At 30.1% G+C, this 15,106-nt stretch carries 14 protein-coding genes and 1 other annotated feature; of the genes, 12 read left to right on the forward strand and 2 right to left on the reverse strand.

Annotated elements, in window-relative coordinates; genetic code table 11:
* Window positions 1–2: 2 nt before the first annotated feature.
* Window positions 3–713 carry a glycosyltransferase family 2 protein gene (locus ABV008_RS03900; RefSeq protein WP_352418557.1) on the reverse strand — a complete coding sequence of 237 codons (711 nt, stop codon included), beginning with the start codon at window positions 711–713 and terminating at the stop codon, window positions 3–5.
* A 264-nt stretch (window positions 714–977) separates the two neighbouring features.
* Between ABV008_RS03900 and ABV008_RS03905 the strand changes: the two genes are divergently transcribed.
* The gene (locus ABV008_RS03905) at window positions 978–1,859 is read left to right on the forward strand and encodes a beta-1,6-N-acetylglucosaminyltransferase (protein WP_352418507.1); all 882 of its coding nucleotides are present in this window, start codon (window positions 978–980) and stop codon (window positions 1,857–1,859) included.
* A gap of 159 nt (window positions 1,860–2,018) precedes the next feature.
* Here ABV008_RS03905 and ABV008_RS03910 read toward each other — a convergent pair whose 3' ends face one another.
* Window positions 2,019–2,450 (reverse strand): hypothetical protein, encoded by a 432-nt coding sequence (locus tag ABV008_RS03910; protein WP_352418508.1) that lies wholly within the window; start codon window positions 2,448–2,450, stop codon window positions 2,019–2,021.
* 249 nt (window positions 2,451–2,699) lie between these two features.
* Window positions 2,700–2,942, forward strand: a binding site (T-box leader).
* A gap of 86 nt (window positions 2,943–3,028) precedes the next feature.
* On the opposite strand from ABV008_RS03910, the gene asnS reads away from it, so the two are divergent.
* The 11 genes from asnS to ABV008_RS03965 all read left to right on the forward strand — a co-directional run bounded on the left by asnS (window position 3,029) and on the right by ABV008_RS03965 (window position 15,085).
* Complete coding sequence (gene asnS / locus ABV008_RS03915) at window positions 3,029–4,420, forward strand: asparagine--tRNA ligase (protein WP_352418509.1); 1,392 nt, start codon at window positions 3,029–3,031, stop codon at window positions 4,418–4,420.
* A gap of 76 nt (window positions 4,421–4,496) precedes the next feature.
* Window positions 4,497–4,994: an SEC-C metal-binding domain-containing protein gene (locus ABV008_RS03920; protein ID WP_352418510.1), complete on the forward strand. Its 498-nt coding sequence runs from the start codon at window positions 4,497–4,499 to the stop codon at window positions 4,992–4,994.
* Window positions 4,995–5,044: 50 nt separating this feature from the next.
* Window positions 5,045–5,584 (forward strand): TDE2712 family protein, encoded by a 540-nt coding sequence (locus ABV008_RS03925; RefSeq protein ID WP_352418511.1) that lies wholly within the window; start codon window positions 5,045–5,047, stop codon window positions 5,582–5,584.
* 255 nt (window positions 5,585–5,839) lie between these two features.
* A complete protein-coding gene (locus ABV008_RS03930; protein WP_352418512.1) occupies window positions 5,840–6,925 on the forward strand; it encodes a PfkB family carbohydrate kinase in 1,086 nt (361 codons plus the stop codon).
* 1 nt (window position 6,926) lies between these two features.
* Window positions 6,927–7,841: a pseudouridine-5'-phosphate glycosidase gene (locus ABV008_RS03935; RefSeq protein ID WP_352418513.1), complete on the forward strand. Its 915-nt coding sequence runs from the start codon at window positions 6,927–6,929 to the stop codon at window positions 7,839–7,841.
* Window positions 7,842–7,951: 110 nt separating this feature from the next.
* Window positions 7,952–9,556, forward strand: a complete 1,605-nt coding sequence (locus tag ABV008_RS03940) for a glycosyl hydrolase family 18 protein (protein WP_352418514.1) — start codon at window positions 7,952–7,954, stop codon at window positions 9,554–9,556.
* Window positions 9,557–9,791: 235 nt separating this feature from the next.
* On the forward strand, window positions 9,792–10,748 hold the full coding sequence (locus tag ABV008_RS03945; RefSeq protein WP_352418515.1) for an L-threonine 3-dehydrogenase: 957 nt from the start codon (window positions 9,792–9,794) through the stop codon (window positions 10,746–10,748).
* A gap of 309 nt (window positions 10,749–11,057) precedes the next feature.
* Entirely contained in the window at window positions 11,058–11,642 is a 585-nt protein-coding gene (gene rfbC / locus ABV008_RS03950; protein ID WP_352418516.1) for a dTDP-4-dehydrorhamnose 3,5-epimerase, read from the forward strand.
* Window positions 11,643–11,672: 30 nt separating this feature from the next.
* Window positions 11,673–12,959 carry an NAD(P)H-dependent oxidoreductase gene (locus ABV008_RS03955; protein ID WP_352418517.1) on the forward strand — a complete coding sequence of 429 codons (1,287 nt, stop codon included), beginning with the start codon at window positions 11,673–11,675 and terminating at the stop codon, window positions 12,957–12,959.
* A gap of 20 nt (window positions 12,960–12,979) precedes the next feature.
* Window positions 12,980–14,044: a glucose-1-phosphate thymidylyltransferase gene (locus tag ABV008_RS03960; RefSeq protein ID WP_352418518.1), complete on the forward strand. Its 1,065-nt coding sequence runs from the start codon at window positions 12,980–12,982 to the stop codon at window positions 14,042–14,044.
* A 21-nt stretch (window positions 14,045–14,065) separates the two neighbouring features.
* Complete coding sequence (locus tag ABV008_RS03965) at window positions 14,066–15,085, forward strand: NAD-dependent epimerase/dehydratase family protein (protein WP_352418519.1); 1,020 nt, start codon at window positions 14,066–14,068, stop codon at window positions 15,083–15,085.
* The last annotated feature ends 21 nt before the right edge of the window (window positions 15,086–15,106 follow it).

The raw sequence follows: 15,106 nt of genomic DNA on the forward strand, positions 1-15,106 counted from the left end.
TTTTATCTTTCTTTATTTACGAACTGTTTGTAATTTTTTATTTTTCCAATAATAGTAAATGGAAGAGCCATAAAATCATTATCCTCGATTTTCCAGGTATGCATATCTTTTGATGCTCTCCGAATATAACAAAAGTTTTCTTTATTTATTGAATATATTTTGATTCCTACTTTATTGCAATCATAAGATAGTTGTTTATCTGCTTTATCAGAGTCAATGTAATGTACTTTTTTAAATATACTTTTTTTGAAAAATACAGTTGGACCATCAATAAAATCCACATATTTATTTTCGTTTCTAGGATTTCTAAGGGCTAGAATACTATTTTTTTCAAAAAAAACAAACTGAGTTTTCTTACCAAATAAACCTGCATCTTTGTTTTCAGCTATCTTCATGTAGTCATATAAATAATTTTTGCCATAATAATCGTCATGGTCAAAGTTTGCTATATAGTTGTATCTACTCTTTTCAACAGCAAAATTCATACAAGAGCCTACAGTAACACTTTCATTTAATTGAAACACTCTAATGTTTTTAAAATTTCTCACTTTATACTTCCATTCATTAAGCCTTAATTTATTACTATTTAAAATAATAATCAGTTCTTTTTCTGGATATTGTTGTCTAATGTAATTTTTAATAATATTATTCATATAGCAATACATATGAGTGCATGTTATTACGGAAACACCATTACTTGTTTTATTTGTAATAGAATTATTATATTTAGGACTGTTATTTTTTTTAACATCAGTTGAAATATTTATGAGCTTTTTATACGATTTATTGACTGGATTTTTCAAGCTATCACCTCGTTATAATTCGAAACAAATATTATCCCAATACATATTTATATATAATATGCAAGAGATATAAGTATGTTAAAAATGAAATAGTGTAAAGCAAATAAGCACTATTATAAGCAATGCATATAATAACTATAAGGCAATGCTATCATATGATTTTGAGGTGTTCTAATGAATATTGGTTATCTAATACTTGCACATAAAAATCCTGAACAATTAGGAAGACTTGTTGATAGACTCTGTTTTAGTGGTTCCTTTATTTACATTCACGTAGATAAAAAAGTAGATATTTCAGATTTTACTAAAGCTATTAATATGAAGGAAGGAGTTCACTTTGTAAATAATAGGGTTTCAGCTAATTGGGGAGCATTTAGCCTTGTTGAGGCAACAATAAATGGGCTTAAAGAAATGATAAATAATAAGGATGTTGAATATATTTCTTTACTTAGCGGACAAGATTATCCTATTAAAAAAAATAATGAAATAATAAACTTTTTTGAGGAAAGAAAAGGTAAAGAGTTTATACACTTTGATCCTTTTCCAACTAAGGAGTTAATAAATGGAGGCATGGATAGGATTGAGTATTATTATGATTATGATAATGAAGTAATGAAAAAAGATCAATATGAAACCGAAATGAAATCAATGGGAGTAAAAAGGGAATTCATTAAAAACATGAAACCTTACCATGGCTCTCAATGGTGGTCATTGACTAGAGAATGTGTCAAATATGTATTAGATTATGTTGATGCTAATAGAGAAGTAATTAATTTCTATAGATATACAAGATTCTCAGATGAGCAAATATTTCAAACTATAATAATGAACTCTAAGTTCTCAAAAAATGTAGTTAATAATAATCTAAGATATATTGACTGGTCAAATATAGATAAAATAAAACTTGATTGGATAAAAAACCCTCCTCATCCCAAGGTTTTTTCTATATTAGATTATCCATCACTACTTAAATCAAGATGTCTTTTTGCTAGAAAATTTGATGAAAATATTGATAAAGTAATATTAGATAGGATAGACTCTATTCTGTCAAAATAATATAGAAAATATATATTGTCACTTGTCTACAATTGGATTATAACACATTTTTTATAATATATATGGAAAGTTCTTACTTTATTGCTTTTATAAATATGAACTTTCCTATATAGATTTCAAAAAAGTATCTTATAATGTTCAATAGAAGCCTTTTATATTTTAGAAAAAGAGTAATCTCTTGTATATGGAGCGCTCAATACAGTATTTTATACATTCTTCTTGAGTCAAATTGTCCAGGTAGTATACTCTTACCATTGAATATTTTCTTGAATAAAACAACCATTTTTCAACATCACAAGTACTACTATTTATAGCTATTAGCATTTCCTTTTTCAAATAGTATTGTTTCTTATAGTTTGAAAATACTACATCTATTGATTTATCACTATTAACTATTGTTATTATTGATATACCATTGCTTTTGATTTTATTATTCTTAGTCATATTATCTTTGCTTTTCATTGTATTATGTTTAGAGCGTTTTATGATTATTTTTTTATTTACTGGATTTCTAGGTTTATCACTATAGAGTTTTGAAACAGGAAGCTTAATTTTTTCCCATAATGTAACATCAAAATCAAGTATTTTCATTATTCATATCCCCTTTTAACAAAACTAGTATAATTATATGTGTTCAAGGTTACTTTAATAATAAATATTCTTATTGAATTATATTCAAAAGTATTTTTATGTGGTACAGTTATTAGAAACAATAATGAAAAGTTTAACTTAGGTATAAAAATAAACTTTTTTGCTAATATTGTTTTGGAAAATTAATTATTAACAAATAATATTTGACAAAAGGGTTGTTAAATATTATAATACTGGTAAATAAAACAAATAAAGACTATGAAGAGAAGAGTAGATATAGAAGGTAGTTATAGAGAGCTAACTGTGGTGGAATGTTAGTACGAAATCTATATTGAAGAACATCTCAGAGTCTCTAACCGAAATTGTGAAAGAGTAGGCTTAGACGGAGTCGCACTGTTAATAGCGAGCAGTATTAAATAGTACTGTTGAAGAGTTGGTCACATTATGTGATAATTAGGGTGGTACCGCGGAATACAGCCTTTCGTCCCTGTAAGGGAGGATAGGCTTTTTTTATTGCTTAAATTATTTTTATTTGAATATAAAATCACTCAAATAAATAATTAGAAGGAGGAAGTATTATGAGCTATACTTTAGTAAAAGATATTTTTAGACAGCAACATGAATATTTAGGCAAAACAATTAAAGTAGCTGGATGGGTAAGAACTATCAGAAACTCTAAGTCTTTTGGATTTATTGAAATAAATGATGGTAGTTTCTTTAAAAACGTCCAAATAGTATATGATGAAACCTTACCAAACTTCGAAGAAGTATCAAAGTTTGCAATAAGCTCTGCTTTAATAATTGAAGGAGTATTGGTTGAAACACCAAATGCAAAACAGCCTTTTGAGATAAAAGCTGATAAAATTGAATTAGAAGGAGCATCTACTACGGATTTTCCACTACAAAAGAAGAGGCACAGTATGGAATATTTAAGAACTATTGCTCATTTAAGACCAAGAAGCAATACTTTTTCTGCAGTATTTAGAGTAAGATCCTTAGCGGCTTATGCAATTCATAAGTTCTTTCAAGATAGAGGGTTTGTTTATGTGCATACACCTATTATTACTGGAAGCGATGCTGAAGGAGCAGGAGAAATGTTTAGAGTTTCTACTCTTGACCTGTTAAATATACCTAAGGATAAGGATGGAAAGGTTGATTATGAACAAGACTTTTTTGGCAAGGAGACAAATCTGACTGTAAGTGGTCAGCTTGAAGCTGAAAGCTATGCTTTAGCATTTAGAAATGTTTATACTTTTGGTCCTACCTTTAGAGCAGAAAATTCAAATACAGCTAGACACGCAGCAGAATTTTGGATGATTGAGCCAGAAATAGCTTTTGCAGATTTAAAAGATGATATGAAGTTGGCTGAAGATATGCTTAAATATATTATTAAATATGTTATGGAAAATGCTCCAGAAGAAATGGAATTTTTCAATTCCTTTATTGATAAAGGTCTAATTGATAGACTTAACAATATAGTAAATTCTGACTTTGGAATTATTACTTACACAGAAGCAATTGAAATACTAGAAAAAGTTAAAGATAGGTTCGAATATCCTGTTGGATGGGGATGCGACCTTCAGACAGAGCACGAAAGATATTTAACAGAGGAAGTATTTAAGAAACCTGTATTTGTAACTAATTATCCAAAAGATATCAAGGCTTTTTATATGAGATTAAATGACGATGATAAAACTGTTGCAGCAATGGATTTATTAGTGCCAGGTATTGGAGAGATAATTGGTGGAAGTCAGAGAGAAGAAAGACTAGAAATTTTGAAAAAACGAATGGAAGAATTAGATCTTGACAGTAAGGATTATTGGTGGTATTTAGATTTAAGAAAATATGGCGGTACTAAACATGCTGGTTTTGGATTAGGATTTGAAAGAGCTATTATGTATATGACAGGGATGAGCAATATTAGAGATGTAATTCCTTTCCCTAGAACAGTGAATTCAGCAGAATTCTAACAAAAAACAAATTGGTTATGGTACTAGTTGCATTATTGACTAGTGCCATAAGCACTAATTGTGAGGAGGAAGAAGTGTGAGCCTATATGAAAGTTGGACAGAAATTGCCTATGAAGAAAGAGATGAAAAAGAATATAATAGATTTTGGAATGAATACTTAGAGAAAGAAAAAAATGTGTATGCTAAAATTTTAGAGAGCAAAAACAGTACATTAAAAGGGAAGCTGGTAGAACTATCAGAAAAGTTTAATCTAGATGTAGTTACATTTGTAGGCTTTTTAGATGGTATAAATACAAGCTTGATAAATCCTGTTGACATGGAGAACATAGAGGAATATAGCGAATTGGAAATTGAAATTGACTTTGAAAAACTGTATTTTAATATGCTAGATGCTAAAGCACCATGGCTTTATGAATTACCTCATTGGGATGAATTACTAACTAAAGAAAAGAAAAAAGAAATTACAAAAGAATATAGAAGCTCTAAGATAATAGTGAAGGATAAGAAAATAGGAAGAAATGAACCTTGTCCTTGTGGAAGTGGAAAGAAGTACAAAAAATGCTGCGGAAAATAGTTTGTTATAAGGAGCAGATAAAAAACAAAAGAGTATGGGAGGAAAATAAAATGGTAGAAAGAATAAAGGTAAACTTTGAAGCTGTAGAAGCAATGTTGTATTTTTGGCAAACAACAAAGGATAAAGAAAAAGTATCTGAAAAATATTTAAATGATGTTGCAGACATGGAAGGCTTTAAACTCATATATGATGATGAATTCAATAACGAATCAGTTAGAAGAGCTATGAGTGCAGTATCTAACAGAGAACCATTTCAAAGTAAAAACAAGAAGGAAGGAAGATTCTGGAACAACAATCTTTGGATGATGGAAGATTTAGAGTATACAGATGCAATGATACAGCCAATAAAAAAATTGCATCTTGATTCATTAGTTGAAGAATTGAACAAATATAATGGAAATGCAGATTATGATACAATCGAAGTATTTTTTGTGCCTTTCCATACTGAAGAATATATTATATCAGGGAATAAATTAATAATTAACTTTTTTAGAGTAAGACCAGATTTTGTTGATGAAAATACTTATATAGGAGAGTTAGAGATTACTGAGTATATTAAGGAAAAAATAAAAGAACTTCTAAAAAAATAGTTTGAGTTGTTTTATAGCTTCTAATAAAAAAGTAGTTGGCCTCATTAATGTGAATCCAAAAAGCTAGACTTTTTTCAGAGTGGAAATCAAGATGATTTCTACTCTGATTTTTTTTATTCTAGAAGTCGCTTTATATTGAAAACTATAAAATCAAAATTTAAGACTAGAATTTTACAAATCTTTATTGTAATACTTTTAATAGTTTGATATACTATTAAGCACAAGCTTAAACAATAAACAAAAGTTGGTGTTGAGATGACATTAAGAGAAAAAGAAATTCTTTCAATGATAAAAGTAAATCCAATGATAAGTCAACAAGAAATTGCTGATTATTTAGGCATTACTAGATCTTCAGTTGCTGTTCATATTAGTAATCTTATTAAAAAAGGGTATATAAGAGGCAAAGGGTATGTTTTAAATGAAGAAGAATATGTAACCGTTATTGGTGGAGCTAATGTCGATATTCAAGGATTTTCTTTTAACAAACTTAAATTAAATGATTCAAATCCAGGAAAAGTAAAAGTTTCTGCAGGAGGAGTAGGTAGGAATATTGCTGAGAATTTATCTAGATTAGGTGTTAGAACGAAATTGATTACAGCTTTTGGTGATGATTTATATGGTAATATGATTGCAAATGAGTGCAGAACAGCTGGAATTGATATTGACAATTGCCTAGTTCTAAAAAACTCACCTTCATCATCATATTTGTCAGTTTTAGATGAGAATGGTGATATGAAAGTTGCTATTTCGGATATGGATATTATCAACAAATTAAATGTAGATTTCATAAAATCTAAGATTCATGTTATCGAGAATTCAGCAGCAATAGTCATAGACACAAATTTATCAGAAGATATTATTGAATATCTTATAAATAACTTTAGACATAAAGTTTTTTTTGTTGACACTGTATCCACTACAAAAGCTAAAAAAGTGAAAGATTTTATAGGTTGTTTTCATACCATAAAACCTAATATATATGAAATAGAGGAGTTAACTGGGATTAAAATAGTTGAGGATAGTGACTTAGAAAAAGCTGCAGAAATATTATTAAATAAAGGTGTAGAAAGAGTGTTTATAACCTTAGGTAAAGATGGAGTATTTTATAAAGATAAAATTATTAGCATGTGTGTAGATGCACCAAATATAAAAGTAGTAAATGCTACAGGAGCAGGAGATGCTTTTATGGCAGGGTTGGTTTATTGTTTTATTAATGATATGAGAATACAAGATACAATACATTTTTCTTTAGTAACAGCTGGGATGGCCTTAAGCCATGAGAATACAATTAACCCAAATATTACAGCTGAAAAAATATTAAATGAAATGAGGAGTGAATAGTATGTTAAACAATTACTTATCAATAAAACCAGAGGTAGATTCAGCGATAAAAAATGGACTTCCAGTAGTAGCATTAGAATCAACAATTATTTCTCATGGGATGCCTTATCCAGAAAACATAAAAACTGCAGTAGAAGTTGAGAAAATTGTAAGAGAAAATGGAGCAGTTCCTGCAACTATTGCCATTTTAAATGGTAAGTTAACAGTTGGATTAAACGAAGATGAGCTGGAGCTATTAGGAAAGAGTAAAGACATAGTAAAAGCAAGCAGAAGAGATTTACCTTTTATAGTAGCTAAAAAAATGAACGGAGCTACAACTGTTGCAGCTACTATGATAATTGCAGCTATAGCTGGAATTAAAGTTTTTGCTACAGGCGGAATTGGTGGTGTCCATAGGCAAGCTCAAGAAACCTTTGATATCTCTGCAGATTTGCAGGAATTGGCTAACACTAATGTTGCTGTCGTATGTGCAGGAGCAAAGTCTATATTAGATATTGGACTTACTTTAGAGTATTTAGAAACTCAAGGTGTACCAGTTGTAGGTTTTGGAACGGATGAGTTCCCTGCATTTTATACTAGGAAGAGTGGTTTTAAGGTAGATTATAGAGTGGATTCTGAAGCAGAACTAGCAAAAGCAATAAAAGCAAAGTGGGATTTGCAGCTTAAAGGTGGCTTAGTTATAGGAAATCCAATACCATATGAATATGAAATGAACCATGAGTATATTAATAAAGCAATAAATAAAGCTTTATTAGAGGCAGAGAGCAGAGGAATAAGAGGAAAAGAAACTACTCCATTCTTGCTTTCTAAAGTAAAAGAAATAACTGAAGGGAAAAGTCTAGAATCAAACATCAAATTGGTTTACAATAATGCGAGATTAGCAGCAAAATTATCTGTAGAATTAAGCAAGCTATAATACTATTAGTGAAATATATCAACAAATAAATATTTGCAAAATTTAGTTGACATAATTTGTTCGTTGAATTCCTGTTTATATTCCTATAAGGTATATAAAGGAGGGATTATATGAAACAGAAAAAGATTCTATTAGTTACAATACCATTAATAATTATAGTAATTTTAGCCGTATTTTTTGTTAGCACCGAAGAAGGACAAGCTGATAATAAATTTAATATGACATATTTGTATTTTGGAGATGTAAATAATCAAATGAAATTAGTTGATCAAACTAATGATTCTATAAATGTAATCTCTCCAAATTATTTTAATGTGAATAATGATGGAAGCTTAGAAATCACTAGTTTGCTTAATACAGATTTCATTAGGAATATGCATAATCAAAATATAAAGGTAGTTCCTTTTTTAAGCAATCATTGGGATAGAGACTCAGGAAGAGCGGCATTACTTAATAGAGAAAGGTTAGCAGAAGAAATAGTCACAGCTATTAAGAAATTTAATCTTGATGGAATCAATGTAGATATTGAAAATGTAACTGAAACTGATAGAGAAAATTATACAGACTTTGTGAGAATTTTGAGAAGCAAACTTCCTCAAGAAAAGGAGTTATCAGTTGCAGTTGCAGCTAATCCTAAAGGATTTACTACAGGTTGGCATGGTTCATATGATTATGAAGCATTAGCCAAATACAGTGATTATTTAATGATAATGGCTTACGATGAAAGTTATTATGGTAGTAAGCCAGGACCCGTAGCTAGTAGATCCTTTGTAGAAAATTCAATAAAATATGCGTTAAATAAAGTAAGTCCAGACAAAATAGTCCTAGGCATACCTTTTTTCGGCAGATACTGGAATAGTAACGAATCCTTAGGAGGAAATGGTATAAGTTTAGCAAAGGCAGATGTAGTGGTTAAGCACTATAATGGAAGTGTATATTTTGATAAAATCTATATGTCACCATATGCAACTTTTACTATCAGTGAAAATGACAACAAATTATTAGTTAATGGTAGCCAATTATCTTCTGGAACCTATACAATATGGTTTGAAAATGAAGATTCTATTAAGGACAAGATTCAATTAGTCCATAAATATAATTTGAAAGGTACTGGTAGTTGGTCTTTAGGACAAGAGTTACCTGATACCTGGGATTATTATAAGCTTTGGCTTAATAGTAAGTACTTTACAGATATTGAAAGCAGTTGGGCAAAAAATGATATAATTTCTATAGTAGGGAATAAATGGATGAAAGGAACTTCTAGTGTAAACTTTTCTCCCGATATGACTTTTACAAGGGCACAAGCTGCAGTTACCTTAGTTCGTGCTCTAGGTATAGATAAAATTGACGTTTCTAATGGAGAAAAGTTTATAGATGTACCTTCAAAGCATTGGGCATATAGGGAAATACAAATAGCTGCAGAAAAGAATATTTTTGCAGGTGTAGGTAATAATAAATTTGCTCCTGAAGAGCACATAACAAGAGAACAAATGGCAACTCTTTTAGATAGGATTATTGATAGGAATAAAGAAACTGCAGATTACAAAAATCCTTTTATTGATGTTAAATCTGGGTGGTCATACAGTTCAATTGTTAAAATGAACCATATAGGTGTTTTTAAAGGATTTGAAGATAGTACATTTAGACCTAAAGCGAAAATGTCAAGAGCAGAAATAGCTGCAGTATTAAATAGGGTAAAAGACTCTATTAATTAAAAAGCTAATCCAACTGGATATAAAATAAAGATTTGGGCAGAAGAAAATTCTGCTCTTTTTTACTATCAATTGAATTAAGATAAAGACAATATATTGTGGTTAAAAATTACTAAGATGGATACTATAATATAAAAAAAGTGTAACAATAATATTATTAAAGTTTAGAGAAGAATGTGATATAATAGTCACGGAGTTATTAAAATGATTTTTAGTAAAATTATGGGGGTGTGAAAGCATGAAAAAAATATTGGTGACCGGTGCTTTAGGTCAAATAGGTACTGAGTTAGTTATGTATTTAAGAAATAATTATGGTGTAGATAATGTAATCGCCAGTAGCAGAAGTAGAAAAGCAGGATCAGAAAAATTAATTCAATCTGGCCCATTTGAGCTTGTTGATGTCACTAATGCTCAACAAATAGCAGATGTAGTTAAAAAACATAATGTAGATACAGTTATTAATCTTGCTGCATTATTATCTGCAGTGGGAGAAAAAAATCCTACTCTTGCATGGGAAATTAATATGGGTGGTTTATTTAATGTTTTAGAAGTAGCGAGAGAAACTGGAGTTTCTGTATTTACACCTAGTTCAATAGCAGCATTTGGGCCAACTACTCCAGCAGATAATACCCCACAAGACACAATACAGAGACCTACTACTATGTATGGAGTTACAAAGGTTGCAGGAGAATTATTATGCGACTATTATTATCAGAAATATGGAGTTGATACTAGAGGAGTTAGATTCCCTGGATTGATTTCATATGAAGCTCTTCCTGGTGGTGGAACTACAGATTATGCTGTACATATTTACTACGAAGCAATTGAAAAAGGAAAATATTCTAGTTTTATAGCAGAAGGGACATATATGGATATGATGTATATGCCAGACGCCATAAATGCTATTGTTCAACTTGCAGAAGCAGACTCTAGTAAATTGATTCATAGAAATGCTTTTAACGTAACAGCTATGAGCTTTGCTCCTGAGCATGTTTATGCAGAGATAAAAAAACATATGCCTAATTTTGTTATGGATTACGATGTTGATCCTGTAAGACAAAAAATCGCTGAGTCATGGCCAAACTCCCTAGATGATAGTGCAGCTCGTGAAGAATGGGGATGGAATCCAAAATATGATTTGTCATCAATGACTAGTGATATGCTAGAAAAATTAAGAATCAAACTCGGAAAATAACATAATAAATATAAATAAGAAAACCTTAGCTTACTGAAGCTAAGGTTTTCTTGTTTTTAAAAAATATAAATAAATTTAATATAAATAACTGTTTTATAACTATTATCACCTTATCTATTATTATATGATTATACTTTTCTTTACATATAATTACATAAAAGTATATTAAATTAAGGAAAAAAAGTATATATGTCGCTATTTGGCTATTACCCGAGCAATAGTAGAATTAGAGGTGTCAGATAATAGCCTGATTCATATAATGAAGTAGCAAAACTATTAGTAGTATTCTTAATGATTGGGAGGCTTTTTATGGCTGAGTTTAATATTGTAAACACTTGTATTAATGGGCTTTTTATTATTGAACCAGAAATATTCATTGATAACAGGGGACACTTTTATGAATCATATAATGAGAATGAGTTTAAAAAATATGGAATAGATAAAAAATTTGTTCAAGATAATGTTTCTTTTTCTATAAAGGGAGTTTTAAGAGGTTTACATTTTCAGAATAGTAGGCCTCAAGGAAAATTAACTAGAGTAATAGTAGGAGAAGTTTATGATGTTGCAGTTGACCTAAGAATCGATTCCCATACTTTTGGGAAGTGGTATGGAATAATATTATCAGGGAAAAACAAAAAAATGTTATATATACCAGAAGGTTTTGCCCATGGCTTCTATGTACTTTCGGATTATGCAATTTTTGAGTATAAGTGTACTGACTTTTATACTCCAACAGATCAGGGAGGAATAATTTGGAATGATAGTTTTCTTGAAATAGATTGGCCTATTAGTGGTTCTCAAGAGATTATCTTGTCACAACAAGATAAAAAATGGGGAACACTAGAAGATTTTAAAAATAAAAATAGACTTATAAATAAGAAATATGAAAGCTAATTTTGGATTTTATAATTGGAGGTTCAAATGATGGTGTCACAACGTCTTATTAATAAACTTAACGAGAGAGAAATCGAAGGATGCCCTATTAAAGTTGCAGTAGCAGGGACTGGTTTTATAGGGAGAGGATTAATAAATCAAATCAGTTTAATGAAAGGAATAAAAGTAGTTGCTGTTGCAAATAGAAGTGTAGATAAAGCTGAAGAAGTTATAAAACAAAGTAAAATCGGAGAGCTAAGTAAAGTTTGTAAAGATGAATATGAATTAAATAAGACAATAAGAGAAGGAAAGATTGCGATAGTATCTAACCCTTTACTATTGGCTGAATCAGAGGCTGAAATAGTTGTAGATACTACAGGGGATGTAATGGTTGGAGCCAGTTTAGCTTTAGCAGCACTTAATAATAAAAAACATTTTATTGCAAATCCAGAAACGGATGTTACTGTAGGGCCGGTATTAAGTAAAATTGCAGAGGAAAATGGAGTAACATTTAGTGATCAAGAAGGAGATGAGCCTGGAGTAATAATGGGGTTACATCGCTTTGCGAGATTATTGGGATTAGATATTGTTGCTGCAGGAAAGTTTAAGAAATTTTATGATAAACATGCAAATCCTACAACAGTTAGAAAATGGGCAGATAAATTAGAGCAGAATCCTTATAAAATATCTTGTTTTACTGATGGTAGCAAAATGAGTATAGAAATGGCTTTAGTTTCCAATGCTACTGGTTTAGTACCTGATATTAGAGGAATGCATCTGCCTAGTGCTTCTTTAGAAACAGTAACCAAAGTCTTAGATACCAAAGAAAACGGAGGTGTTTTATCTTCAAAGGGAGTTATAGATATTGTATTTGGTGTGGAGCCTAGTGGTGGAGTATATGTTATCGCTACTACATCACACCCTAGAATTAGAAAAGATTTACAATATTATAAAATGGGAGATGGGCCAAACTATTTATTTTATAGACCTTATCATTTATGCTCTTTTGAAATGGCAGTAGGGATAGCTAGGGCTGTTATAGAAGGTGATTCAACAATAAAGCCTTTAGGTAAACCTATAGCAGATGTTTTAACAGTGGCCAAAAAAGATTTATTTCCTGGAGATACGCTCGATAGCATAGGAGGATATAGCTATTATGGCCTTATAGATAAAGCAGAGACTATAAAGGAAGAAAAACTATTGCCTATAGGTCTTGCAAAAGGAGTTAGAGTTATAAAACCAATCAAAATTGACAGTCCTATTACTTTTGAAGATATAGAAATTGATGATACAACTATTTTATGGAAACTTAGACAGCAATATAATAATATGCTTTAGGATATTTTGGAGGTGTGTAAATGAAGGGAGTCATATTATGTGGTGGATTAGGAACTAGGTTAAGACCTATAACATATTCTATTCCAAAACAGCTTATACCCATTTCAAATAGGCCTATTATTTATTATATTCTAGATTCTTTAGTTAAGGCAAAAGTTAATGAAATCGGTATAGTTATTAATGACAATGAAGATTTTTTTAAAGAAGTTCTTAAAGGTTATGAAGATAAAGAAATTAAATTTAAGTTTATTCAGCAATCGCAACCGCTAGGATTAGCTGATGCTGTTTCAGTATCAGAAGATTTTGTGAAAGATGAAGATTTTATTGTAGTAATAGGAGACAACTACTATGAATTGGATTTAGAAAACTTAATAAGCGACTTTTATGATACATCTAGTAATTGTAGCATTCTTCTACACGAAGTAGATGAACCCTATAATTATGGAATTGCCGAGGTAAAAGAAGGTCAAATCTTAGATGTTGAAGAAAAACCTAGAAACCCTAAGACTAATTTAGCTATAACAGGAATTTATATTTTTGATAAAAACATTTTTAAGGCTTGCAAAGAAATTGGACCTTCTTGGAGAGGGGAATATGAGATTACTGATGGTATAAAATGGTTACTAAATAACAGCTATAAAGTAACATACAATATTTCAAATTCATTATGGATGGATTTGGGAACTTATAATGAATTATTGCATGTTAATCAGCACCTTTTAAGTAAAGTAAATCCAAACAATAAAGGGCTAATTGATGAGAAAAGCAAAATAGTTGGCAGTATATCAATTGGTGACAACTCTAAAATTTTTAATAGTATAATAAGAGGTCCTGCAATTATAGGTAGCAATACAATAATTGAAAATAGTTATATTGGACCATACACTTCTATTATGAATAATGTAAAAATAATAGATTCTCAGATAGAAAATAGTATTGTATTAGATAAATGTTCTATACTGAAAATTAGTAATATTATTGATTCTAGTATTATAGAGAGAAACAGTACTATTGTTTCAAATAATTCCTACAGAAAGGCGAATACTTTTATTTTAGGTAAAGATAGCAATTTAATACTATATTAAGAAGCTAGAGGAGTGAGAAATTTGGGCAAAGTTCTTGTAACAGGTGGCGCTGGATATATTGGTTCGACTCTAGTCAGATTATTGTTAGAAAAAGGGTACCAGGTTAGAGTTTTAGATAGATTATTTTTTGGAATTGACTCTCTTGAGGAAATTAAGGATAAAATAGAAATAATAAAAGGCGATATTAGGGATGCAAGGAAAGAAGTTTTTGAGGATATTGATACTGTTATGGATTTAGCTGCAATATCTAATGATCCTTCTGGTGAATTAGATAAACAAAAAACTCTTGATATAAACTATCTAGGTAGGTGTAGAGTTGCACATTTGGCGAAATTGGCTGGGGTAAAAAGATATATTTTAGCTAGTTCTTGTAGCATATATGGTTTTCAAGAAGGAGAATTAACAGAAAAATCTAAGGTAAATCCCTTAACAACTTATGCAGAAGCTAATTATCTAGTAGAAAATGCAGTTTTACCTTTAGGAGATAAGGATTTTTGTGTTACAGCATTGAGGCAAGCTACAGTATTTGGCTTTTCATACAGAATGAGATTTGATTTAGTAGTAAATGGAATGACTGGTTCATATTTTAAACTGGGGTATTTTAATCTTTTAAGAGATGGAACACAATGGAGGCCACACATACACGTTAAAGATACAGCAAGGGCTTTTATTACTGTAATGGAAGCTGATGTAGATAAGGTAAACAGAGAAATTTTCAATGTAGGCTCAAACGATTTTAATATTCAGATATTGGAGTTAGGAGAAAAAATAAGTAAGGGAATTGGGAAGCCTTTCGAATTTGCTTGGTATGGAGATCCTGATAAAAGATCTTATAGAGTAAGTTTTGATAAGATTAATAGAGCACTAGGATTTGAAACTAAACATACTATAGAAGAAGCAGCGATTGAAATATGGAATAGATTAGAGGATAAAACATTAGATTGGAATGATCCAAAAACAAGAACAGTAAATTGGTATGATACCTTAATTGATTGGAATTTAAGAATAAAGTATATTCAAAGAGACGGCGAGATTCTATAATTTAAAGAACATTACTTTTCT

Origin of the sequence: Proteiniborus sp., assembly GCF_040308045.1 — a bacterium.
Taxonomy (GTDB): domain Bacteria; phylum Bacillota; class Clostridia; order Tissierellales; family Proteiniboraceae; genus Proteiniborus.